Genomic DNA, 23,869 nt, shown 5'->3' on the forward strand with positions numbered 1-23,869 from the left:
ATCGGCGTGTGTGCTGCTGCTTACGTGGTGGGACGTTCGGAGCCGACGACCCACATCGAGAAGTACTGCGAGCCACCGCCGTAGGCATGGCCGAGAGCCTTGCGAGCATCGGCTACCTGGTGATCGCCGGCGCGGTGCATGACCTGCATCGCCGACTCGGCAAAACGGATCATGCCCGAGGCGCCGATCGGGTTGGAGGAGAGAACACCGCCCGAGGCATTGACCGGGAGCTTGCCGCCGATCGCGGTTTCACCCGCCTCGGTGAGCTTCCAGCCCTGGCCTTCCTCCGCGAAGCCGAGGTTCTCGAGCCACATCGGCTCGAACCACGAGAACGGGACATAGATTTCGGCGCAGTCGATCTCGTTGAGCGGATCGGTGATTCCCGCTGACTTCCACAGTGCTGCTGCAGCGTCACGGCCGGCCTGCGGATTGACCTGATCGCGTCCGGCATAGAAGGTCGGCTCGGTGCGCATGGCCGTCGCGTGGATCCACGCGACCGAACGACCCTCGGCCTCGACCTGTGCGGCCGCTTCCTCGTTGCCGATCACCAGAGCGCACGCGCCGTCAGAGGACGGGCAGGTCTCGTCGTATCGGATCGGATCCCAGAGCATCTGAGATGCCTGTACCGATTCGAGAGTGATGTCCGGCTGCCGCAAGTGCGCATACGGATTGAGGCTGCCGTTAAGCCGATCCTTCACCGCGACGAGGTAGCCGATGTGCTCCGGTGCGCCCGATCGACGAATGTACGAACGGACGTGCGGGGCGAAGTATCCACCGGCACCGGCGCCGACCGGCATGTTGAACGGAACCGGTACGGACAGCGCCCACATGGCGTTCGACTCGGACTGCTTCTCCCAGGAAACCGTCAGAACCCGCTTGTGGACACCGGATTTGACCAGGCTGGAGGCGACGATAGCCGTCGAACCGCCCACCGATCCGGCAGTGTGAACACGCAGCAACGGCTTTCCGTTTGCGCCCAGAGCATCCGACATGGCGAGTTCGGGCATCATCGAACCCTCGAACAAATCGGGGGCCTTTCCGATGACGACGGCGTCGATGTCGTCCCAGCCGACGTTGGCGTCGAGCATCGCGGCGTCGATGGCTTCACGGACCAAGCCCGCCATCGAGACATCGTGACGCTTTGCGACGTAGTGAGTTTGGCCGGTGCCGAGCACGGCCGCGAGTTGAGGCGTTCCGGCCATCAGTTCCGTCCCTCCAAGACTGCTACCAGGTTCTGCTGCAGCACAGGGCCGCTTGTTGCATGGGCCAGAGCGCGATTCGCCTGGCCGTCGAAGATTGCCTTGGCGGCGTGGCCGATTCGTTCCAGACCACCGGCGAACAGTGGGTTGCCGCTGAGCGGACCGCCGGACGGGTTGATCGTGGTGGCGTCGGTCAGGCCGATCGCTTCCTTCAAGATCAATTCCTGGTGAGTGAACGGTGCGTGCAGTTCGGCGACGTCGATGTTGCCGACCTCGCCGCCCGTTGCCGCCTTGGCTGCGGACGTAGTGGACGGTGAGGTGGTCAGGTCACGTGCACCCAGGTTGGGGGAGTCGATGCGATGCTCGAGTCCGGTGATCCACGCCGGCCGCTCGCAGAGATCGCGGGCGCGGTTACCCGAGGCCAGGACGATTGCTGCCGCGCCGTCGGTGATGGGCGCACAATCGTGTGCGCGCAACGGATCTGCGAGGAAGGGGCTGGCGAGAAGGGCCTCGATGTCGACCTCGCCTGCGAGCTGAGCCTTCGGATTGCTCAGCGCGTGACGACGGCTACGAGCGGCAACCTCCGCCATGTCCTCGTGCGTCCACTTACCCGCGTCGAGTCCGAGTCGGGCTTGAAGTCCGGCGATCGAGACGGAGTCCGGCCACAGCGGAGTGACGAGGTACGGATCGAGCTGCATGGACAGGATCTTGCGCAGGTGCCCGGCGGAGGATTTGCCGAAGCCGTATACCAGCGCGGTCTCGACCTCGCCGGTCAAGATCTTGATCCACGCTTCGTAGAAGGCCCACGCAGCGTCCATCTCGACGTGAGATTCGTTGATCGGCGGGACCGCTCCGATGGAGTCGATGGCCGAGATGAAGGAGAACGCTCGTCCGGCCAGGTAGTCGGAAGATCCGGAGCACCAGAAGCCGATGTCTGACTTGGTGATTCCCAGATCGCTGTAGAGCTGCTGGAAGCACGGGACGAGCATCTCGACGCCGTTGGTGGTGCCGTTGGTTTCGCGGACGTGGGGTGCCTGAGCAAAGCCCACGACTGCGATGTCTGCAGAAGTCATTTCAGGAGCCTCACAGGTGGTGTTGGAAGGTGGAGTACTCGGCGTCGGGTTCACCTGTCGGCCGGAAGTATTCGATGTTCTCGAGGGTGTAACCCCACTCTTCGCGAGGCTTCCACTTGGCTTCGACGCGCATGCCCATGCGTACGTCCGCGGCATCACATTCGAGAATCAAGTGCAGGAACGGAATGTCAGCCCCGTCGAGAAGCACGTAGGCGGCCACGTAGGGCGGTTTGATTCGCTGCCCGAGGAACGGGACGTTGACGATGCAGAAGGTGGTGACAATTCCCTTGTCCGGCAGTTCGATCTGCTCGCTCGTCGGCTTCCCGTTGGTGGGATTCGCGCCGCGCGGTGGGATGTAGATCTTGTCTTCGGGTCCGCTGCGACCACCGATGAGCTTGCCTTCTGCGAGACCGCGGAGGTAGAAACTCTCCTCGGCCGAAGCGGAATGCATGAAGTGCAGATCGACAGGCGTCGTGATCATGGTGACAGGATCGGCGCTGGAATCGACTGTCGCGATTCCATTTTCGCTCTCACCTGGTTCGAAGCACTCGATGTCCTTGATCTGCCCGATCCGCTCCGACGCCCAGCGAGCACGAACCCGCAGGCCGGTGCTGATGTCGTCGGGGGAGTCGACGTCGACTGCGTGGAGCATGGACGTGTCCGCGCCGTCGAGCTTGATCAGGGCCCACGCGAAAGGCTTCGTCAGGGGTTGACCCTCGATGGGTTCGGGCATCCACGTCCAACTCACGACCGTTCCGCCGTCGGAGACTCCGACGAAGTCGGTCAGTGGTTCGGCCGTGTCCGGATCGAATTCCGGTGGCGGCACGAAGACACGACCGTTCGACCCGCGTGCGCCGATCACCTTGCGATCACGCAGGGCAGTCACGAACGCGCCGATGGTCGGTCCCGTCGATCTGGTGTAGTCGAAATGGAGATTCAATGGTGCGCTCAGGGGCTTGTCGGCCACCCCGCTCTTTCCGATGGTCACAAGATCGAGTAGAACAGGTTCTAGAGATTGTGGCAAGAGTCACTTCTGATCACCGGCAATGTGGAGGCCTGCGATGAAGCTTGGGTTGCAACTCGGATACTGGGGCGCACAGCCGCCGGCAAACGCCCCGGAACTGATCGATGCCGCGGAAGGCGCGGGATTCGACGCGGTCTTCGCGGCGGAGTCGTGGGGCTCGGACGCATTCACCCCGCTCGCCTGGTGGGGATCGCGCACCGAGAACGTCCGTCTCGGCACCTCCGTCGTACAGATTTCGGCGCGAACACCGACCAGCTGTGCCATGCACGCGCTCACTCTCGATCACCTCAACGGTGGGCGAACGATCCTCGGGCTCGGCGTATCCGGACCGCAGGTCGTCGAAGGTTGGTACGGCCAGCCGTTCGAGAAGCCGCTCGCGCGCACCCGCGAATACGTCTCGATCGTGCGCCAGGTCCTCGCCCGTGAAGCGCCCGTCACCAGTCCCGGTCCCCACTACCCTCTGCCGTATGCGGGACCGGGCAGTTCGGGACTTGGCAAGCCGCTCAAGCCCATTACGCACCCGCTGCGTGCGGACATCCCGATCTGGCTCGGCGCCGAAGGGCCGAAGAACGTCGCGCTCGCCGGTGAAATCGCCGACGGGTGGCTGGCGATCTACTACACCCCGCGCCTGGCCCCGATGTACAACAAGTGGCTCGACGAAGGGTTCGCGCGCGCCGGGGCCCGTCGTAGTCGCGAAGACTTCGAGGTGGCCGCCACGTGCCAGGTCATCGTGACTGACGATCGCGCCGCTGCCATCGCCGCTCTCAAGCCGATGACCGCCCTCTACGTCGGCGGAATGGGCGCCCCGGAGTTGAACTTTCACGCGCAGGTCTACAAGCGGATGGGCTACGAGAAGGAGGTCGACGAGATCGGTCGCCTCTTCATGTCGGGCCGCAAGGACGAAGCTGCTGCCGTCGTCCCCGACGAGATGGTCACCGAGACCATGATCATCGGCAACGTCGACGAGGTGCGCGCAGACGTGAAGCGTTGGGAGGAAGCCGGAGTCACGATGCTGCTGGTGACCTGCCGCGACGCCGACCATGTGCGAGAGCTCGCGGCCGCGGTGGGTGGTTGAGCGGGGCACCCCCATTTTCGAGCGGTACCCCCCTTTTTTCGAGCGCTGGTGCCGTCGCCAGCCATCTACCGCATCGCGTGAACGTATCGCTGCCCTTCTCTGACAGGGGGAGCGATACGTTCACAGGGCGGAGGGTTATCCACAGGTCGGTGTAAATGCCTGATTGGCAAGGGCCTGCGCGGCCGGGAAAGCCCATGATGTCTCCATGAGAAGGGGCGAATGGGGAGACGATCCGAGTTTGCTGATCGTTGCGAGCACGGATGGCGTAATTCGCGTGGCAGAGCTGACCAGACTGGGTGTGTCGGACACAGCGATTGCCGGGCGATGCCGCACGGGCGGTACTTGGCAGCGAATGCTTCCCGGCATAGTTCTGCTGGGGAACGGTTATCCGACGCCGCGCCAGCGCACGATCGCTGCATTGATGTTCTGCGGCCGCGGATCGATGGTCACTGGAAAAGCCGCCATGGCGCAGCATGGCTATCGTCCGCACTCCGGCGAGGTTCAAATCTTGATGCCCATGCATCGCAGGGTGCAATCGACCGGATTCGTCGTGGTCGAAAGGACTGTAAGGCTGCCGACGCCACTGACACGCAGCGGAATTGATTGCGCGCCACTGGTTCGGGCGGTACTCGATGCTGCACGGCGATGCAAGACTTTGGATAGTGCTCGCGCGTTGATTGCAGACGTCGTTCAACGAGGTGACGTTGTGGTTCGTGATCTGTCCAAAGAGTTGGAAGCCGGAAGTATTCGCGGTAGCGCATTGCCCCGCAAAGTTTTGCGGGAGGTGGATGCCAACGTGCATTCGGTGCCGGAGGCAGAGGCCCGCGAGCTGTGGAGGAGAACCGGGCTGCCCGAAATGGTATTCAACCGTGAGATCTGCGACGCAAACGGGAAATTCATTGCAATGCCCGACGGGTGGATCGATTCTGTGGCTTTTGCGTGGGACATCGATTCACTGGACTGGCATCTGTCACCTGGGGACTACCGGGCGACGGTCGAGCGTCGGACTCGTATGCAGAACGCGGGCATCATCGTGCTTCCGACTGTGCCGAGCGCGTTGCGCGCAGAGCCCGAGCGCGTGATAAGCGACCTGCGTGCGCATTTTGCGCTGGCCGCGTCACGGCCGCGTCCGAGGGTGTCAATCAGTGCCAGACCCGGAGGGTGAACGTATCGCTCCCCTTGTCAGAGAAGGGGAGCGATACGTTCACGCGATCGGGGGGTGGTGTGCAGAGCGGTGGTGTGCAGAGCGGTGGTGTGGGGAGCGGTGCTGTGCAGAGTGGGACGGGATAGGGCACGGGTGCACCGAGAGGGGACGGGAAAGGGGGGTGGCTCAGACAGGGGTGGGTCAGACACCCTTGAACTGGGGCGCCCGCTTCTCACCGAAGGCTCGCGGGCCCTCCTTGGCGTCGGCGCTCATGAACACCTTCATGCCCAGCTGTGCGTCGATCTGGAAGGCCTCTTCCTCGTGCATGCCCTCGGTGTCGCGGATGGTCTTGAGAATCGCCTGCACGGCGAGGGGGCCGTTGGCACTGATCAGGTCCGCGAGCTCCAGCGCCTTGTCGAGGGCCTGGCCGTCCGGGACCACGTGGCCGATGAGCCCGATCTCCTTGGCCTCCGGAGCCTTGATGTGACGACCTGTGAGCAGGATGTCTGCCGCGATCGTGTACGGAATCTGTCGCACCAGACGCACTGCGGAACCGCCGAGCGGGAAGAGCCCCCACTTGGCTTCGGAGACGCCGAACTTGGCGCTCTCACCCGCGACGCGGATGTCGGTGCCCTGCAGGATTTCGGTTCCGCCGGCGATAGCTGCACCCTCGACGGCGGCGATCAGTGGCTTGGTCAACCGACGGCCCTTGAGGAGGCCTTCGATCTTGGACATGTCGACGCCACCGCCCGCGAAGGAATCTCCCGGCGGCTTGGCGGACATGTTCTTGAGGTCGGCGCCGGCGCAGAAGTCGCCGCCCGCACCGGTGAGGATGGCGACACGAATTTCGGGGTCGTTGTCGACCTGATCCCAGGCGTCGACCATGATCGCCATCATCTCGCCGGTGATGGCGTTCTTACGCTCGGGGCGATTCATGGTCACGATGAGAACGTGGCCACGCTTCTCCACGAGGCAATGCGGCGCGGTTTCCGAAATGTCTGATTTTTCGGTCGTCGAAGTGGACACTGATGGCTCCTGGCGGGTCTGTGAGCTGGCTCTCAAATTGGGTCTTGCCAGAAACGGTAACACGTTCTACTTTGAACTCGTGGCCCTTAACATCGCAGACTTCGTAGAGCACGCAATCGACCTCGTTCCGGACCGCGTTGCGCTGGTCTCGGACAACCGCGAGATGACTTATGCACAGTTGGAGGACCGAGCAAACCGCCTCGGTCACTACCTGCGTGAACATGGCGTTCAGCCGGGTGACAAGGTCGGCATCTACTGCCGGAACGTCATCGAGGCGATCGAGGCCATGGTCGCGGTTTTCAAGATCCGGGCCGTGATGGTCAACATCAACTACCGGTACGTCGAGAACGAGTTGCAGTACATCTTCGACAACTCCGACATGGTTGCGCTCATTCACGAGCGCCGCTACTCGGACAAGGTCGCGAACGTCCTGCCGAACACTCCCAAGGTCAAGTCCGTCATCGTGGTCGAGGACGGCACCGATCTGGACTTCAGTGCTTTCGGCATCGGCTACGAGGACGCACTCGCGCAGAGTTCGGGTGAGCGTGATTTCGAAGAGCGCAGCAACGACGACATCTTCATGCTCTACACCGGCGGCACCACCGGAAGTCCCAAGGGCGTCATGTGGCGTCACGAGGACTGGTGGCGTGTTCTCGGCGGAGGCATCAACTTCGTCACCGGAGTTCCGGTCGAGGACGAGTACGAGATGGCGAAGGTCGGCGCCGCCAACCCGAGCATGATCCGCTACCCGATCCCCCCGATGATTCACGGCGGTTCGCAGTCGGCGGTATTCCACAGCCTCTTCGGCGGCGGAACCTGTTTGATGCACCCGGAATTCGACGCCCACGAGGTGTGGCAGAACATCGACAAGCACAAGGTCAACCTGATCTTCATCACGGGTGACGCGATGGGCCGTCCGATGCTCGACGCACTCATCGCCGGAAACCCGGAGACCGGTGAGCCGTACGATCTTTCGACGCTCTACGTGATGGCCAGCAGTGCTGCACTCTTCTCGCCGAGTATCCAGGAGCAGTTCCTCGAACTGTTGCCCAACCGCCTGCTGACGGACTCCATCGGAGCATCCGAGACCGGCTTCGGTGGACTCGCCGTGCTGAGCAAGGGCCAGAAGCACACTGGCGGTCCGACGGTCAAGATCGACGCCTCCACAACGGTTCTCGACGACGACGGCAACGAGGTCGAACCCGGATCGGGCAAGCGCGGCATGCTCGCTCGCAAGGGCAACATCCCGCTCGGCTACTACAAGGACGAGGTCAAGACCGCCGAAACCTTCCGCACCATCAACGGCGTTCGCTACTCGATCCCCGGCGACTATGCGCAGGTCGAAGCCGACGGCACGGTCACGATGCTCGGCCGCGGTTCGGTGTCGATCAACAGCGGCGGCGAGAAGGTGTACCCGGAAGAGGTCGAAGGCGCTTTGAAGGCGCACCCGGACATCTTCGACGTCCTGGTGGTCGGTATCCCCGACGAGCGCTTCGGTCAGCGCGTTGCCGCAGTGGTCCAGGTACGCGAAGGCACGTCGCCGACGCTGCACGACATCGCCACCGCAGCACGCAAAGAGATTGCCGGATACAAGGTTCCGCGCAGCGTGTGGTTCGTGGACCAGATCAAGCGCAACCCGGCAGGCAAGCCCGACTACCGCTGGGCGAAGGCCGAAACGGAATCGCGCGAGGCCGATGATCACAACGGAAACGGCGCTCCTGTGGCGTCCGCAAACGAAAGCGTGGAAGCCTGATGCGTTCGGATCTCGCCGACAAGTTCGGCATCGAATACCCGATTTTCGGATTCACTCCTTCCGAGCACGTCGCGGCCGCGATCAGCCGCGCGGGAGGTCTGGGCGTGCTCGGTTGCGTCCGGTTCAACGACCCGGAAGAGCTCGAAGCCGCACTGACGTGGATGGACGAGAACACCGACGGTAAGCCGTACGGCGTCGACATCGTCATGCCGGCCAAGGTGCCGACCGAGGGCGGCGCCGTCGATCTCGACAAGCTGATTCCGGAGGAGCACCGCGCCTTCGTCAACCGCACGCTCGACGAGCTCGGCGTGCCGCCGCTTTCCGACGACGTCGAGCATGCGACCGGCGTACTGGGATGGCTTCACTCGGTGGCGCGGTCACACGTCGATGTTGCTCTGGGACACCGGATTGCGTTGATTGCGAATGCACTGGGATCACCACCGAAGGACGTCATCGATCAGGCACACGAGAAGGGCGTACCGGTAGCAGCGCTGGCCGGCGCCGTCGAGCATGCACGTCGTCACGTCGAGAACGGTGTCGACATCGTGATCGCGCAGGGCTACGAGGCCGGCGGTCACACCGGCGAAATCGCATCGATGGTTCTCGTTCCGGAAATCGTTGATGCACTGGGTGATTCAGCTGCCGTACTGGCTGCCGGGGGTATCGGCAGCGGCCGTCAGGTGGCTGCCGCACTTGCACTCGGTGCGTCCGGAGTGTGGATGGGCTCGTACTGGCTCACCACGTCCGAATACAAACTCGGCAGTGCATCGGGCGAGGGCCCGTCCGCTATTCAGCGTGCACTGTTGGGCGCGACGTCGGCCGACACCGTTCGTTCGCGCATCTACTCGGGTAAGCCCGCTCGGTTGCTCAAGACCAAGTGGACGGAAGCCTGGTCGAACCCGGGAGCACCGGCGCCATTGCCGATGCCGCTGCAGAACCTTCTGGTCAGCGACGCTCATCAGAGAATCGCTGCATCGGAGAACCCGGAAGTTGTGGCAATGCCCGTCGGTCAGATCGTGGGACGGATGAACGAGATCCGCCCGGTCGCCGAGGTCATGGCAGAGCTGGTGTCCGGGTTCGAAGACGCGCGAACCCGACTGGATTCGATGAAGTAGTAGATGACACGTGCGTGTGCCCTCGGCCGAGTTTCGGCCGAGGGCACACGTCGTTTCAGCCGGCGAGGTCGTCCGGTCCGACGGTGTCCGACAACCATTCTCCGCGACTGAGGGCGCCGTCGTCGCGGCGGCGTGCGATCACGAAAATGACCAGGGCGGCAGCGAGGACAACTGCGAGAACGCGCGAAGGCGTCAGGTTCGGGTTCTTCATACCTGTAATTTTGCCGGAAGAACGGGCGCGATGGTGAGCCAGCGGAGCAAAATCACGTGTTTCGAAATTACTGCGCTTCGGACGCATGGAGACTCGCGATCCGCTCGCGCAGGCCACCGAAGTGCACATCGAGAGTGTGCGCCGCCTCGACTGCATCACCCGTACGGATCGCGTCGAGAATCGCACGGTGCTTCGACGCGATGTCGATCAGTGGCGTATCCGAATGCCCGATGGCCTGCTGGATCTCGCTGTACACCTGCCAGAAGACGTCCATCAATTGAGCGAGGACCTGGTTGTCCAGCGGGGAGTACAGGCGGGAGTGGAAGGTCGCGTCGATGTCGGAGAAGTTCTTCCCGGCTGCGGCACGGACCTCCATGCCGGTGACGAGTTCGTCGAGGTCGGCGTGGTCGGCCGACGTCATCTCGGCCATCGCCGCACCGATCAGTCCGGTCTCGAGTGCCTGACGAATGTCGACCAGTTCCATCGCCTCGTGCCCGGTGCCCTGCAAGGACAACCGGCCACGGAAGGTCAGGCCGTCGGCGAGAGCGTCGAAGTTGCTAGGGGCGACGAACATTCCGAAGCCGTGACGGATCTCGACGACACCCAAGGCCTGCAGAACCTTGAGCGCCTCCCGGAGCGTGTTTCGGCCGATACCCAATTCCTCGGACAGTTCGGCCTCGGTGGGCATCGGGTCGCCGGGGGAGAGCCTGCGTTCGAGGATCAAGTTCATGATGTCCGTCTGAAGTGCGCGCATGCGGTTTTGCGCGCTGAAACGAGCGCCCTGTGTGCCACTCCGGACAGACATCGATTCCCCTTTTCTGATACGAACGTCCTTCATCCTATGTCCGGTCATCCGCTCCATTGGTCAACCCACGTCAACGGTGCGTTGCAGGAGGCTGGGCGCCGCACCCAGCAGTTTGGCCGTGTACGCATCCGACGGGTTGTCGAATACTTCCTGGGCCGTCCCCTGCTCGACGATCCGCCCGGCGTTCATGACGACGATGGTGTCGGAGACGTACCGCACCGTCTGTATGTCGTGCGAGATGAATACCATGCCGAGCCCCAACCGAGCCTTGATGTCGCTGAGCAGATTCAGGATCTGCGCTCGCACCGAGACGTCGAGCGCCGACGTCGGCTCGTCGGCCACGATGACGTCAGGTTCGAGCGCGAGTGCACGCGCGATCGCGACACGTTGCCGCTGACCGCCGGAGATCTGGCTCGGGATGACTTCGAGCGCAGATTGGGGGAGTCCGACCAAACCGACCAGCTCGCGAACTCGGGCGGTTCGGCTCGCGCGGTTGCCGATGCCGTGGACGTCGAGTGGATCGGTGAGGATGTCGGCCACCGTCATTCGGGGATTGAGCGCGGTAGCCGGATCCTGGAAGACGATCGAAATCGCCCGGCCGAACTCCTTGCGCACGCCGGCCGACCGGGTCAGAGCGCTTCGGCCGCGAAAGACCACGTCGCCCGACGTCGGTTTCTGCAGTCCGACCATGACTTTGGCCAGAGTGGACTTGCCACAACCCGACTCGCCCACGATGCCGATCGTCGTCCCTCGTCGTACGTCGATACTGACATCGTTGACCGCGTGAACCGTGCCCGGTTTGAACAGTGATCCCGAACGGGTCTTGTGGACGACGTGAATGTTCTTCAGTTCCAGGATGGGTGCTTCAGCTGTAGTCATCGCACGCTCTCCAATTCCGATTCTGTACGTACGGGAGTCGCGGACTGGTTGGCGAACCAATGCTCGGTCCCGTCGATTCGGACCATCTCCGGCTTACGGAGGGGGTCGGAGTCCGGGCGAGTGGAACGCTCGGCGAAACGGTCACCCGGCGCGAAGTTTCCGGGCGAGGGAACAGTTCCCTGAATCTGATGCAGTCGCGGCGCTTCGTCCTCGATAGAGAGAACGGCACCGAGAAGGCCCTGGGTGTATTCGTGGCGGGGATCGACGAGCAGATCACTCGTGGGCGCCGACTCGACGACCTGACCGGCGTACATCACCGTGATCTTGTGGGCCAGGGAGGCTACCAGAGCCAGGTCGTGGCTGACGAAGACCATTGCAAACCCCAGCTTTTCCCGAAGATCGTTGAGCAAGTCCACGACCTGGGCCTGGACGGTGACGTCGAGGGCGGTGGTGGGCTCGTCCGCGACGATCAACCGTGGACTGCGGGTGAGCGACATGGCGATCAGAACGCGCTGGCGCTGACCACCGGAAAGCTCGTGTGGGTAGCTGGCGAGAGTGCGCACCGGATCGAGTCCGACGAGTTCGAGCAGTTCCTCGGCTGTGCGGGTACCGCCGCGCTTGGTGAGCTGCTTGAACTGCGCGCGGATCAGCATCGCCGGATTCAGTGAACTCAGCGCGTCCTGGTAGATCATGGCCATGTCGTGCCCGCGCAGCTTGTTTCGCTCTCGGTTGTTCAGCTCGAGGACGTTGACTCCGTCGAACAGGATCTCGCCGGTCACCACTGCCGTCTTGGGTAGCAGACCCATGATCGCCAGCGACGTGAGCGATTTTCCGCAACCGGACTCGCCGACGAGTGCCATCGTCTCGTTCGGGCGGACGGTGAAGCTCACGTTGTCGACAATCGCCGTGTCTCCGTAGCGTTCCGGGAACCGGATCGTGAGATTGCGGACCTCGAGGAGTGGCGCGGCATCGCCCTCGTACACAAGACGATCGGAGCGGGACCGCTCGGTTTCCGCCAGGATCTTCAGGTGCGTTTCGAGAGGAGTCGGCTCGGCGGCCGGCTCGAGAACATCTTTCACGACGCTCGGATCGGCGAAGTCGTCTATCAACTCCGGAGTGTCGGTGACCGATGCGGCTTCGTCCTCCAGAATGAGTTCGTTGGAGGTCTCCTCCGCTGCAGCGGTCTGCGCTGCTTGGAGCGCGGAGGGCGTCTTCTTGGTCTTCTTCAGACTCGGATCGGCCATCGCGTCCGTCAGGCCCTCGGCGAGCACGTTGAGGGAGAGCACCGTCAGCAGAATGAGCAGGCCGGGGAACACCGTTGCCCACCAACCACCGAGGAGGACCATGTTCTTGCCGTCGGCGATCACCGATCCCCACGACGGATCCGGGGGACGCACACCGGCGCCGATGAACGACAGGCTGGCTTCCAGCACGATGGCGTCGGCGACCATGACAGTGCAGAAGACGAGAACGGGCGCAGCACAGTTGGCTACGACGTGCTTGACGACGATGTGTGAAGTTCTTGCGCCGATAACCTTTTCGGCCGCGACGTAGTCCTCGCCGTACTGAGCGAGAACGTTCGCGCGAACGACGCGAGCCACCATCGGTGTGTAGAGGAACGCGATAGTGACGATCAGAACTGGAATCGAACCACCGAAGGCTGCGACGAGTACGGCAGCGAGCGCGATGCCCGGGAACGCCATGACCACGTCGAGCACACGCATGATGGTCTCGTCGACGCCTTTTCGGCTCGTTGCGGCCACCGATCCGATGAGAGCGCCGGCGCACAGTGCGAGGAAGGTGGAACCGAGACCGATGGTCAGCGACCAGCGTCCGCCGTAGAGCAAGCGGCTGAACAGATCTCGACCGAGACTGTCCTGACCGAACCAGTGCTCGGCGCTGGGGCCCGCGGTACCCACCGCCTGTTCGAGCGGGGTGTACTGCGTGATCAGCGGCGCGAAGAGGCAGGCGAGCACGATGATCGCGAGAACCGCCATCGACAGCCAGGCCGAGAGGGGGAAGCGAGAAAAGGTGATGCCGGGTCGCGAAAGCTTCTCGGTGAGTTTTCTTCTCATCATGCTGCGCTCCGAAGTCGTGGATTGACGAGCAGGTAGAGGATGTCGACGGCGAGGTTGACGACGACGAAGCCGACCGCGATGACGATGACAACACCCTGAACGACTGCGGGGTCACCGTTGGTGACGCCGTTGATCATGAGCTGACCCATGCCGGGCAGGCCGAAGATCTGCTCGATGACCACAGCGCCACCGAGGAGATAACCGACTCGTAGACCCAGGACGGTGAGCGGGTTGATCAGTGCGTTACGCAACACATTCCGTCCGATCACCACGTGATAGGGCAGGCCGCTGCCGATCGCGGTCCGGACGTAGTCTTTGTCCAACTCCTCGACCATCGACGTGCGGATGATGCGCGTGAGTTGTGCTGCGACGGGCAGTGACAGGGACAGCGCCGGGAGCGCCATGTACCAGAGCCAGTCGCTGACGGAGTCGCTCGGATTGACGTAGCCACCGGTGGGGAACCATCCGAGTTGAACAGCCAGATACTGAATCATCAGCAGTGCCAACCAGAATGACGGTGCCGCCACACCACCGAGGGAGATCACTCGGATGACCTGATCCGGCCAACGATCGCGGAACAGTGCGCTGGTGACGCCGAAGATCAGCGAGAGCACGATGGCGATCACCAGTCCGAGAACCGTGAGCTGAATGGTCAGTGGCAGAGCGGTGGAGATCGAATCCAACACCGGGGTACCGGAAATCAGACTGTCACCCATGTTGCCGCTGACCAGATCGGTCACGAAGTGAACGTATTGCAGCGGAAGCGGATCGAGCAGTCCGTTCTCTTCCTTGAACTGCTGCAACTGTTCCGCAGTCGGGTTGCCACCGTTGAACGCCGCGGTTGCGGGATCGGTGGGCGCGAACTGCATCACGATGAAGACGAACGCGATGATGCCGAGGATCAGAGGGATCAGTATCAGTAATCGCCTGATCAGCATGGGGAGGACTCTTGCCATCGGGGGATCTCTCAGTTGTGGGAAACGGCCGAGCGGGCGGGTATCAGGCCGGCTTCGCCTGAAGCAGGTTGACGCCGGGGTACGGCAGCGGAGTGACGTCGGCGATCTTCTTCGGATCCCACGCAGTCAGGAGTTCCTGATGGAGAACCGGGTAGTAGACAGCATTTTCGGCGATCTGGTTCAGGTACGACTGCACGAGGGTGCTGCGCTTTGCCGGGTCGGTCTCGCGGGTGGCTTCGTCCATGGTGGCGTAGATCTTCTGCGCTTCGGGGGTGTCGTCCCACTTGGCGTAGGTCTTCGTCCACAAGCCGCCCTTGCTGTACGTGTAGCGGACGAGAAGGTCGACGTCGCTGCCGAATGCCTGCGGGTTGGACGTACCGGCGGCGATCTGGAACTTCTGGCCGCTGTTGAGCTTGCTCACCATGGCGCTGGTGTCCTGCGGTTCGAGCGTCGTGTTGAATCCGACTGCGTCCCAAGACTCTTTGATGGTCGGCAAGCAGTCGGCCAGCCAGCTGACGTTGGTGGAGAGCAGTGTCAGGTCGAGGCCACTGACGCCGGCGGCAGCGAGGAGTGAGCGGGCCTTGTCCGGATCGTACGAGTAGACGGTGGACGCTCGCGCGTAGTCGGGGTTGCGCTCGTACAGGTAGCTCGTGGCCGGTGCTGCCTTGCCGCCGAGGGCGATCTCGATCATCTTCGGGGTGTTGATCGCATAGAACATCGCCTGGCGAACACGAACGTCGTCGAACGGTGCCTGAGTCGTGTCGAAGAGCAGGTACATGAGGTTCATGCCCGGGTTGCCCTCGACGGTGCGCCCACCGGAGGTCAGAGTGGGGACGTTGGCGACGGGGATGTTGTCGGCGAGTTGTGCACCGGCATTGTTGCCCGAGACGCGCGCGATGCGTGAGGAGGTGTCGACGATGGAGAGCCAGTTCATGGTCGCGAAGTTGGCCGGACGCGGCCCGTTGTACGCCTCGAAGGCCTCGAAAGCTGTGTTGCTCTTGGGGGTGTGGCTCTTGAGCTTGTACGGACCGGAACCGACGACCAGCGCTCCGGACTTGGCCTCGTCCCAGTGGCCGTCGAAGACGTGCTTGGGCATGATCTTGGCGATCGAGAGACGCTGTGCGGCAGCGCTGAACGGGTAGTTGAAGTTCAGGGTCACCGTTTGGTCGTCGACCTTGGTGACGGACTGCAGCCAGGAGGAGAAGAAGGAGCGGATCAGTACGTTCTGCTGTGGATCGAGGATGCGATCGAAGGTGAAGACGACGTCGTCCGAGGTGACCGGAGTGCCGTCGTGCCAGGTTGCTCCCTCGCGGATTTTCATGGTCCAGCTCGAGGCAGTGGCGTCGGTCGGGACGGCCTGTGCGAGCGCCGCATACGTCTCACCGGTGCCTGGATTGTTTTCGAGCAGTCCCTCGTAGACGTGGTTGACCGCTGCCATGAGGAAACCGGATGCAGTCTGCATCGGGTCGAAGCTCTGGTCGTTGCCGTATCCGATGGCGGTGGTCAGATCCCCGGTGCTCGCAGAACCGCCGACAACCGAGGTCGACGACGGCCCGCCGCCACAGGCCGCGAGAGTCGCGGTGATACCTGCTGCAGCTCCCAGTAGCCCGGTGTACCGGAACAGGTCTCGGCGGGTGAACGCGGAGCTCAGCGGTCGTTCGTTCTTCAAGGCGGCCTCCAAGGCGGGGAGCGGGACATCAAGGGAGTGGATAGGGGATGTCCTATGTTCGACGTCCGATGTTGCGTAACTTACATTGTGGATCAGAAAGCGTCTAGAGAATCTTCGGAACTGGCGGCGCCGAACTTCGACGTTTTGCCGGATTCGAGCCAAAAATAGTGCGCTCACCTGCATAGATGAAGACTGTGTTACCGGCGTCGAATTGACGAGCGATGACGCTGGCCGTATAACATAGGACATCCCTCATCCAATCTTTGGAGACTTCATGACCCGATACAAAGTCGGTGTGGTCGGTTGCGGATTCTTCGGTAGTTCCCTCGCTCGCGAGCTGGCTGCCCATCCACGTTTCGAACTGACGATGCTGTGCGACCGTGACTTCGAGCGGGCCAAGGACGTCGCCGCAGAGTTCTCGGCAACCCCGACAGACGATCACGACGCGGTGGCCGCTCACCCGGAGTTGGCCCTCGTCGTCGTCGCGACGCCCAATCACGCGCACGCCGAACCTGCCATCGCGGCGCTCGAACACGGCAAGGCAGTTTTTGTCGAGAAGCCACTCGCCGTCGAACTGGTCGATGCGCAGAACATGATCGCGAGCGCTGACGCGAGCGGTTCGCCGTTGATGGTCGGGCACATCATGCGGATGATGCCGGGTGTACGACGTCTGGCGGACCTGCTGGCGTCGGGGGAGCTCGGCGAGGTCGCTGCGATCGAAACGTCTCGCTCACGCTGGATCGACACCGACGGCGCAGATCCACAGTGGTGGAAGCTCGACAAGAGCCGAACGGGTGGAGAACTGACTCACGAGATTCACGAACTGGACCTGATGTGCTGGCTCGGCGGCGAGGTGACTGCCGTGTCGAGCATCGCCACCGCGGACGACGGCTTCCGCAACACAGTGGTGTCGTTCGCCGGCGGCGCGATCGGCAGACACACCATCTCGACGCGTTCACACACTTCGTCGTGGCAGCTGACCGTCGATGTCACCGAAGGTTCGGTCCACGCGGACTTCCACACCGGCCGGGTCAGCCGACTGCGCGGGGGACGGGTCGTAGAGTCGTGGCCGATCTTCGACGTCGACGCCGAGAACCAATCGTTGATCGACGCTGCGAGCAGGACGCAGAAGTACAACTCGGGAAACGGAGGATCCTCGCTGTGGATGCAGGCTGCGATTCGTCACGAAATCGACGAGATGGCAGCAGTTCTCGACGGCAAGGCTGATCCCGACTCGCCGTTGACGTACGCACGTGAACGCGCACTCGTCGTCGCCGAACAGGTGCGACTCGGTGGCGGCGAACCGGCAGCGCTCTCGGGAAGTGCCAAGTGACGGTGCGTGTAGCCGTCATCGGTAGTGGCGGAATCGCGCGGGACCACGTCAGCGCCTTGGCGCGCATCCCGTCCGTCGAAGTCGCCTACGTATTCGGCAGTGACTTGGACCGGGCCGCATCGGTTGCGGCGTTGGCGCCGGGCGCGAAGGCCAGTACCGATCTGGCGAAGATTCTCGCCGACCCGAGCGTGCAGGCGGTCAACGTCGTCGGGGCCACTCCCGACCACGCACCCGTGACGATAGCCGCGGGCCGCGCGGGAAAGCATGTGCACGTGGAGAAGCCGGCCGCGCTGACAGTCGCGGACTTCGACGCCATGGTCGAGGCCACCGAAGGTGGCGGCACCTCACTGATGGTCGGACAGACCGTACGATTCCAGCCGTCGATCACCTCGATCGGAAACTCGGTTGCACAAGGTGCCATCGGCGACCCCCGGTTGATCCATCTCAGTTGGTACACCGGCCATGTCTGGCCAGGGGGCTGGCGAGGCTGGCAACACGACAAGGAACGTTCGGGTGGTCACCCCGTTCACAACGGAACCCACGCACTCGATCTGGTGACGTGGCTGATCGGTCGTCGTCCGACCCGTGTGTTCGCTCGTAGTTTCCCCACCTTCGCGGCGGGGATGCCCGTGCACGACAGCTTCCATCTGACCGTTCGCTTCGAGGACGGATCGCTGGCTCTCATCGAATTGGCCTACGCGCTACCACAATCGGGAAAGATGGTACGCCGGATCGTGGTGTCGGGGACTTCCGGCACGCTCGCGCACGACACCGGCGACGACCCGGGACTGATGACGGACACGACCAACGCGCCGCCGTCGTCGATCGAGGACGCGATGTCGCATCAGATGCGCCACTGGATCGCCACTCTCGACGGTTCAGCGGCCCCGATAGTCGAGAACTGGCAGGTGCGTGCAGCTCTCGCTACGGCCATCGCTGCACAGCAATCACTCGACACCGGCCGCGCGATCTCGATCGGAGAACACCAATGACCGGCACCGCTTCGATCCGCGTCGGATTTGTCAGCGGCGTAAGGCATGCCGGCTCCTATGCAGACCTGTTGCGTTCCGATCCTCGAGTGAGCCTGGTCGGGGCCTCCGACGAATCCTCGGTCCCCGATTGGATTCGTGAGGACGGAATCGCGATGGCAAAGGCCGCAGACATCGAGTGGATCGACGAACTCGGCGAGCTGCTCGACCCCGAACGGATAGACCTGGCGATCATCTGCAGTGAGCCGACCAGGCATGCACGGCTTGCGATTTCCGCACTGAACGCGGGACTCGACGTCCTGGTGGACAAGCCGGTGGGTATCGACGAGTCGGAGGCCGCGGCGGTCGAGGAAGCGGCACGGTCGAACGGGCGAATCTGTACGGTGGTGAACCGCACTCATTCACCTGCGCTCCGGCGACTGCGCCGCTGGATCGACGCCGGAAATCTCGGACTCCCGCGCCACGTGGACATCGAGTTCCTCGCAAGCGGAACACATTTCGCGACGTCCGTCGAGCGTCCCGAACTGGTGGTGGATCCCGCGCTTTCCGGCGGGGGAGAAGTAGTGAACTTCGCCGGTTACGCCGCCGACTACCTCAGATACCTCACCGGCCTGGACGTCACCGAGGTGTACGCCGAGACGAGCACACTGTACGGCGGGGCCCACCAGCAGTTCGGCGTCGAAGACACGGGGTTGATCTCGCTCGCCCTGGAAAACGGAGTCACCGCGACGGTGACCGTCGGAAGAATCCCCGCAGCACCGGGTTTCGGCGCGAATACCGCGACGGTTCGGGTCCTCGGTTCCCACGGATACGCGAGTTCCGACGACGACAAACCAGCGGTGACCCACTTCGCATCCTCGGGAGACGTGACCGCACTACCCATCGGCGGCTTCGGTTCCGACAACGCGGTGTCGAGCTTTCTCTCTCACGTGCTCGATCGACTTCCCACACGGACCGAACCCGACTACACCGTGGCAGACGCCCGAGCGTCGATGCGCGTGATCGATGCTGTCTATCTGTCCGCGTCGAGCGGTCAGCCGGTCTCCGTTTCTCCCTGACAGTCGCACCCACAACTCAATCCGACAACCAACATATGGAGACCCCATGAGCACGGAAACCACCACCTTCAGCGGAATCGTCCCGCCGATCGTCACACCACTGACGCTCGAGGGCGAGATCGACACCACGTCGCTCGAACGCCTGCTCTCACTGCAGATCGAAGCCGGAGTCGACGGCTTGTTCGTCCTCGGTTCCTCGGGTGAGGTCGGTTACCTCACCGACGCTCAGCGCGCCCAGGTGGTGCAGACGGCCATCGGTCACGTCGGCGGCCAGGTACCGGTCCTCGTCGGAGTGAACGACATGACCACCAACCGGGTCATCGCCGTCGCCGAGCAGGCGCGCGAGGCTGGTGCGGATGCCATCGTCGCGACGGCGCCGTTCTATGCGATCACCGACGCAGCCGAGACGGCAACGCATTTCCGCTCCATCCACGCCGCAGTGGATCTTCCGTTGTTCGCCTACGACGTCCCGGTTCGTGTCCACAGCAAGCTCAGCCCGGCAATGCTGGTCGAGCTCGGTCGCGAGGGAGTCATCGCCGGCGTGAAGGATTCGAGCGGCGACGACGTCAGTTTCCGTATGTTGCTCCGTCAGTCGGCCGGGCTCGAAAACTTCGCCGTCTTCACCGGGCACGAGGTAGTCGTCGACGGATGCCTGCTGATGGGTGCTTCGGGCGCAGTGCCCGGCCTGGCCAACGTGGACCCGCACGGCTACGTACGACTGTGGCGCGCTGCGCAGGCAGGAGACTGGGCCGCAGCGAAGGCCGAGCAGGATCGACTCACCGATCTGTTCTCCATCGTCGAGGCGCCGACACCGGGTCGCGTCAGTGCCGGTGCCGCGGGTCTGGGCGCGTTCAAGACGGCTCTGGCCCTGCGCGGCGTCATCACCGGCAACACGATGTGCGCGCCGATGCTCTCGCTCGACGAGTCCGAGACCGCAACGATCAAGGTCGTTCTGGAACAGGCCGGGCTCCTCTGACATGACATCTGGGCAGAAGCGATGGATCGGTATCGACATCGGCGGCACCAAAGTGGCTGCCGCGGTGGTGACGTCCGACGGAGACGTGATCGACACCGTTCGTGCGGCAACACCGACGGCGGGTAGGGAAGCCGTTCTCGGGACCGCTACCGCGTTGATCGACCGTCTGAGGGCGAATCACACGGTAGCCGGAATCGGAGTCGGTGCACCGGGAATCATCGATCGGGTGCGTGGCCGCGTCGTCTTCGCCTCCGACATTCTGTCCGGATGGAGTGGCGCCGAGGTTCGCGGAGAACTCGAGGCACACTCAGGCCTACCGGTGACGGTGGACAACGACGTGCGCGCGATGGCTCACGGCGAGAACATGATCGGCGCCGGTCGCGGTCGAACCTCTGCACTGTTCGTCTCGATCGGTACCGGAATCGGTGGCGCGTTGACCGTGGGCGGTCAGCTGTACCACGGTGCCCACGGAACAGCCGGCGAGCTCGCGCATCTGTTGGTTCCGGTCTCCGGGGCGATAGGTTGCGGTTGCGGCAGAACCGATCACCTCGAGGCAGTCGCGTCTGGCCCGGCGATGGCAGCCGAGTACGCAGCGCGGGTGGGTGTGCCCACTCAACCGTTACAGGCAGTGGTGGCGCTCATGCACTCGGGCGATCCGATCGCCCGTGCCGTGGTCTCCGACGCCGGTACTCTGCTGGGCCGCGTCCTGGCCGGCATCGCGACTGCATTCGATCCCGAGGTGATCGTCATCGGCGGCGGCGCAGCCCAGATCGGAGCCGACCTCCTGTCTCCGCTGACGTCCGCTTTCCGGGTGGAAGCGATGGGCCCCATTGCCGAAACCGCCATTCTTCCTGCTCGTTTGGGCACCGATGCGCCGCTCGTCGGCGCTGCGCTCCTGGCCGCCGCAACACGAATCGAGGTAACACCGTGACTGTCGAAGAATTGCTCACGATCATCAGCGGGAAGCTGATCGTGTCCTGTCAGGCCGGACACGGCCATGCCCTGCGCGACACCGGGACCATCGAGAGGATGGCCCGCGCTGCGGTCGACGGGGGAGCGGTGGCTATCCGCTGCGGCGGTGTGGGCGGAACCCCGGATGTCGCAGCAGTCGTGTCGGCAGTGAAGGTACCGGTGATCGGTTTGACGAAGATCGGCTCGGAGGGCGTGTTCATCACGCCGACAAGGGAGTCAGCCCTCGAAGTCGTGGATTCGGGTGCGCAGATCGTGGCTGCCGACGCCACGCTGCGACCTCGTCCGGATGGGCTGACCTTTGCCGACACCGTCGACGCGGTCCATGATCGCGGCGGCCTCGTCATGGCCGACTGTGGAACACTCGAGGACGGCGTCGCTGCCGCCGCGGCGGGCGCCGACGTCATCTCCAGCACACTGGCGGGATATACCGAGAACAGCCGACGGCTGGCCGGCCCGGACCTGGAGCTGATCTCGGAACTGCGGCAGGCACTTCCAGATGCAGTCCTCATCGCCGAGGGGCGGTACCACAGCCCGGAGGATGCGGCACGCGCCATCGCCCTGGGTGCAGACTCGGTGGTTGTCGGAACCGCAATCACGGATCCGGCGTTCATCACGTCGAAATTTGCAGCCGCAGTATCGGGCGCCGGAAGGCAGAGGGTGTGACCCCGACGTCGAAGGGTTTGAAGTCCAGGACTGCTGAACGGATTCGACTGGAGACTTTGCTCGTAGACTCCTCGACGCCGATACGGTGGGTCTTCACCGGCGACAGCATCACTCAGGGATTGACGCACACCGACGGTCATCGAAGTTACGTCGAACACTGCGCCGAGCGCATCCGTGGTGAGCTTTCCTTGTTCAACCACGTCCTTGTCAACACCGGGGTGAGCGGCAATCGATCCTCCGATGTGCGTGCGGGTTTCGCACACCGCATCGAGGTGTTCGAACCCTCGGTGGTGTTGATCATGCTCGGTACGAATGACGCATTGGATGGCGAAGAAGGACTGGAGCGGTTTCGAGACGACCTCTTGGACACGATCTTCCGGACACGAGCGATCGGTGCGGTGCCGATCCTGCAGACGCCGCCACCGATCGACGTCGAGAATGCGCCCACCAGAGCGGGATTGGTTCAGTACGTCGAGGTCGTGCGGCAGGTTGCCGCCTCGACGCGCGTGGTGTTCGTCGACCACTACGCGCAGTGGACGGCCCATTCTCCCGAGGGCCCACCGCCGGCTCTCCTGGCTGACGCATTCCATCCGAACGAACAAGGGCACTACGTGCTCGCGGACGCCGTGCTCCGTGAGTTGTCGATCGCGGATACCGAAGTTCCCGTTGTACCGCAGGTGATGTCGTGATGCATCGTAGACAAATTCTTCGTGGACAACTGGTGACCGGTGGGCAACTGCTTCCGGACGGTGTCGTCGAGATTTCCGGTGATCGTGTGGTGTGGGCCGGGCCCGCGTCGCAGCGAACCGACCCGTTACCCGAACGGGCAGCTGCGGGGACAACGATCATCCCGGGGTTGGTGGACGTTCACTGCCACGGCGCCGGCGGATTCGGTTTCCCCGAGGCAGACGAGTTCGGATCCACCGTGGCTGCCGATCACCACCGGACGAACGGCACGACCTCGGTGATCGGCTCGCTCGTCTCCGCGCCGCCGCAGATCCTGCGCAGTCGCATCGAGCTCCTGGCAGGACTGGTGGACGAGGGCACGCTGGCCGGAATTCACCTGGAAGGTCCATTCCTGTCGGTACTCCGTTGTGGCGCCCAGGATCCCGACAGCATTCTCGACGGCGACCCGGCTCTGCTCGAGTCGCTGCTCGAAGCCGGCCGCGGGCACATCCGCTCGATGACGATCGCTCCGGAGACAGCACACTTCGGCGAACTTGCCTCATTGCTGGAGCGTCACCGGGCCGTCGTGAGTATCGGACACACCGATGCGTCCAACCCGATTGCGACACGTTCGATCGCACACTCGGCGCATGCACCGCTCAGTGCCACTCACCTGTTCAACGGTATGGCTCCGATGCATCATCGCGCTCCCGGCGCAGTGGCGGCGTGTCTTGCCGCGGCCGCGAAAGGACAGATGGTGGTCGAGTTGATCGGGGACGGAGTACATCTCGCCGACGAGACGGTGGCGGCGGTGTTCGATCTGGTCGGTCCGCATCAGATCGCGTTGGTCTCCGACGCGATGGCTGCGGCGGGAATGCCCGACGGGCGCTACCCACTCGGACCTCTCGACGTCGACGTGGTCGGTGGCGTGGCGCGGCTGGCCGGCCAGGGGGACACGGCCATTGCCGGCGGGACGAGTCGGTTGATGGACATTGTCCGCAGAGCCGTCAATCACGCGGGCGTCGATCTGCTTTCGGCTGTCATCGCAGCGACGGCAACGCCTGCTGCGCTGATGGGGCTGGCCGGAATAGTCGGCGATCTCGTGCCGGGTTGCCGGGCCGATCTGATCGTCACCGGTCCAGAACTCGAAACGCGCGCCGTCATGGCCGCTGGGAACTGGCTCATGAACTACACCGAAAGCTGAG

The 23,869-nt window shown here is 63.5% G+C and carries 22 protein-coding genes; 12 read left to right on the forward strand and 10 right to left on the reverse strand.

Features of this window, described 5'->3' with window-relative positions:
- Window positions 1–20: 20 nt before the first annotated feature.
- The 3 genes from YH3_RS06310 to YH3_RS06320 are packed head-to-tail and all read right to left on the reverse strand — an operon-like array spanning window position 21 to window position 3,260.
- A complete protein-coding gene (locus tag YH3_RS06310) occupies window positions 21–1,202 on the reverse strand; it encodes a thiolase domain-containing protein (RefSeq protein ID WP_007734272.1) in 1,182 nt (393 codons plus the stop codon).
- Window positions 1,202–2,272, reverse strand: coding sequence for a thiolase domain-containing protein (locus YH3_RS06315; protein WP_007734273.1), 1,071 nt, complete (start codon window positions 2,270–2,272; stop codon window positions 1,202–1,204). Before YH3_RS06315 ends, YH3_RS06310 begins: the two co-directional genes overlap by 1 nt.
- Window positions 2,273–2,282: 10 nt before the next feature.
- Window positions 2,283–3,260 carry a Zn-ribbon domain-containing OB-fold protein gene (locus tag YH3_RS06320; RefSeq protein WP_019746979.1) on the reverse strand — a complete coding sequence of 326 codons (978 nt, stop codon included), beginning with the start codon at window positions 3,258–3,260 and terminating at the stop codon, window positions 2,283–2,285.
- 73 nt (window positions 3,261–3,333) lie between these two features.
- Between YH3_RS06320 and YH3_RS06325 the strand changes: the two genes are divergently transcribed.
- Window positions 3,334–4,371: an LLM class F420-dependent oxidoreductase gene (locus YH3_RS06325; protein ID WP_064443128.1), complete on the forward strand. Its 1,038-nt coding sequence runs from the start codon at window positions 3,334–3,336 to the stop codon at window positions 4,369–4,371.
- A 205-nt stretch (window positions 4,372–4,576) separates the two neighbouring features.
- Entirely contained in the window at window positions 4,577–5,536 is a 960-nt protein-coding gene (locus tag YH3_RS06330) for a hypothetical protein (protein ID WP_007734274.1), read from the forward strand.
- Window positions 5,537–5,716: 180 nt separating this feature from the next.
- On the opposite strand, the gene YH3_RS06335 is transcribed toward YH3_RS06330, so the two are convergent.
- Window positions 5,717–6,541: a crotonase/enoyl-CoA hydratase family protein gene (locus YH3_RS06335; protein ID WP_007734275.1), complete on the reverse strand. Its 825-nt coding sequence runs from the start codon at window positions 6,539–6,541 to the stop codon at window positions 5,717–5,719.
- A gap of 79 nt (window positions 6,542–6,620) precedes the next feature.
- Here YH3_RS06335 and YH3_RS06340 point away from each other — a divergent pair, with 79 nt between their 5' ends.
- The gene (locus tag YH3_RS06340) at window positions 6,621–8,294 is read left to right on the forward strand and encodes an acyl-CoA synthetase (RefSeq protein ID WP_039973409.1); all 1,674 of its coding nucleotides are present in this window, start codon (window positions 6,621–6,623) and stop codon (window positions 8,292–8,294) included.
- On the forward strand, window positions 8,294–9,409 hold the full coding sequence (locus YH3_RS06345; protein ID WP_003945863.1) for a nitronate monooxygenase family protein: 1,116 nt from the start codon (window positions 8,294–8,296) through the stop codon (window positions 9,407–9,409). The genes YH3_RS06340 and YH3_RS06345 overlap by 1 nt, the downstream gene beginning before the upstream one ends.
- A 55-nt stretch (window positions 9,410–9,464) precedes the next feature.
- Here YH3_RS06345 and YH3_RS35955 read toward each other — a convergent pair whose 3' ends face one another.
- The 6 genes from YH3_RS35955 to YH3_RS06370 form a co-directional block, all read right to left on the reverse strand.
- A complete protein-coding gene (locus tag YH3_RS35955) occupies window positions 9,465–9,620 on the reverse strand; it encodes a hypothetical protein (protein WP_003945810.1) in 156 nt (51 codons plus the stop codon).
- Window positions 9,621–9,687: 67 nt separating this feature from the next.
- Window positions 9,688–10,425 (reverse strand): FadR/GntR family transcriptional regulator, encoded by a 738-nt coding sequence (locus YH3_RS06350; RefSeq protein WP_007734278.1) that lies wholly within the window; start codon window positions 10,423–10,425, stop codon window positions 9,688–9,690.
- A gap of 60 nt (window positions 10,426–10,485) precedes the next feature.
- Window positions 10,486–11,304: an ABC transporter ATP-binding protein gene (locus YH3_RS06355; RefSeq protein WP_042449495.1), complete on the reverse strand. Its 819-nt coding sequence runs from the start codon at window positions 11,302–11,304 to the stop codon at window positions 10,486–10,488.
- On the reverse strand, window positions 11,301–13,379 hold the full coding sequence (locus YH3_RS06360; RefSeq protein WP_064443129.1) for a dipeptide/oligopeptide/nickel ABC transporter permease/ATP-binding protein: 2,079 nt from the start codon (window positions 13,377–13,379) through the stop codon (window positions 11,301–11,303). The genes YH3_RS06355 and YH3_RS06360 overlap by 4 nt, the downstream gene beginning before the upstream one ends.
- Window positions 13,379–14,338, reverse strand: coding sequence for an ABC transporter permease (locus tag YH3_RS06365; protein WP_003945671.1), 960 nt, complete (start codon window positions 14,336–14,338; stop codon window positions 13,379–13,381). Before YH3_RS06365 ends, YH3_RS06360 begins: the two co-directional genes overlap by 1 nt.
- A gap of 43 nt (window positions 14,339–14,381) precedes the next feature.
- Window positions 14,382–16,007 carry an ABC transporter substrate-binding protein gene (locus YH3_RS06370; protein WP_064443478.1) on the reverse strand — a complete coding sequence of 542 codons (1,626 nt, stop codon included), beginning with the start codon at window positions 16,005–16,007 and terminating at the stop codon, window positions 14,382–14,384.
- 274 nt (window positions 16,008–16,281) lie between these two features.
- On the opposite strand from YH3_RS06370, the gene YH3_RS06375 reads away from it, so the two are divergent.
- Genes YH3_RS06375 through YH3_RS06410 form a run of 8 tightly spaced genes read left to right on the forward strand, consistent with a single transcriptional unit; the run spans window position 16,282 to window position 23,868 of the window.
- On the forward strand, window positions 16,282–17,340 hold the full coding sequence (locus tag YH3_RS06375; RefSeq protein ID WP_058227629.1) for a Gfo/Idh/MocA family protein: 1,059 nt from the start codon (window positions 16,282–16,284) through the stop codon (window positions 17,338–17,340).
- A complete protein-coding gene (locus tag YH3_RS06380; protein WP_064443130.1) occupies window positions 17,337–18,332 on the forward strand; it encodes a Gfo/Idh/MocA family protein in 996 nt (331 codons plus the stop codon). Before YH3_RS06375 ends, YH3_RS06380 begins: the two co-directional genes overlap by 4 nt.
- Window positions 18,329–19,387: a Gfo/Idh/MocA family protein gene (locus tag YH3_RS06385; RefSeq protein WP_064443131.1), complete on the forward strand. Its 1,059-nt coding sequence runs from the start codon at window positions 18,329–18,331 to the stop codon at window positions 19,385–19,387. Before YH3_RS06380 ends, YH3_RS06385 begins: the two co-directional genes overlap by 4 nt.
- Before the next feature lie 46 nt (window positions 19,388–19,433).
- A complete protein-coding gene (locus tag YH3_RS06390) occupies window positions 19,434–20,363 on the forward strand; it encodes a dihydrodipicolinate synthase family protein (RefSeq protein ID WP_064443132.1) in 930 nt (309 codons plus the stop codon).
- A 1-nt stretch (window position 20,364) separates the two neighbouring features.
- Entirely contained in the window at window positions 20,365–21,294 is a 930-nt protein-coding gene (locus YH3_RS06395; protein WP_064443133.1) for an ROK family protein, read from the forward strand.
- Window positions 21,291–21,998: an N-acetylmannosamine-6-phosphate 2-epimerase gene (locus YH3_RS06400; protein WP_064443134.1), complete on the forward strand. Its 708-nt coding sequence runs from the start codon at window positions 21,291–21,293 to the stop codon at window positions 21,996–21,998. The genes YH3_RS06395 and YH3_RS06400 overlap by 4 nt, the downstream gene beginning before the upstream one ends.
- Window positions 21,995–22,687 (forward strand): GDSL-type esterase/lipase family protein, encoded by a 693-nt coding sequence (locus YH3_RS06405; protein WP_047269587.1) that lies wholly within the window; start codon window positions 21,995–21,997, stop codon window positions 22,685–22,687. The genes YH3_RS06400 and YH3_RS06405 overlap by 4 nt, the downstream gene beginning before the upstream one ends.
- Entirely contained in the window at window positions 22,687–23,868 is a 1,182-nt protein-coding gene (locus YH3_RS06410) for an N-acetylglucosamine-6-phosphate deacetylase (RefSeq protein WP_064443135.1), read from the forward strand. The genes YH3_RS06405 and YH3_RS06410 overlap by 1 nt, the downstream gene beginning before the upstream one ends.
- Window position 23,869: the final 1 nt, after the last annotated feature.

This window comes from Rhodococcus sp. YH3-3, from assembly GCF_001653035.1.
Lineage (GTDB): Bacteria > Actinomycetota > Actinomycetes > Mycobacteriales > Mycobacteriaceae > Rhodococcus_F > Rhodococcus_F qingshengii.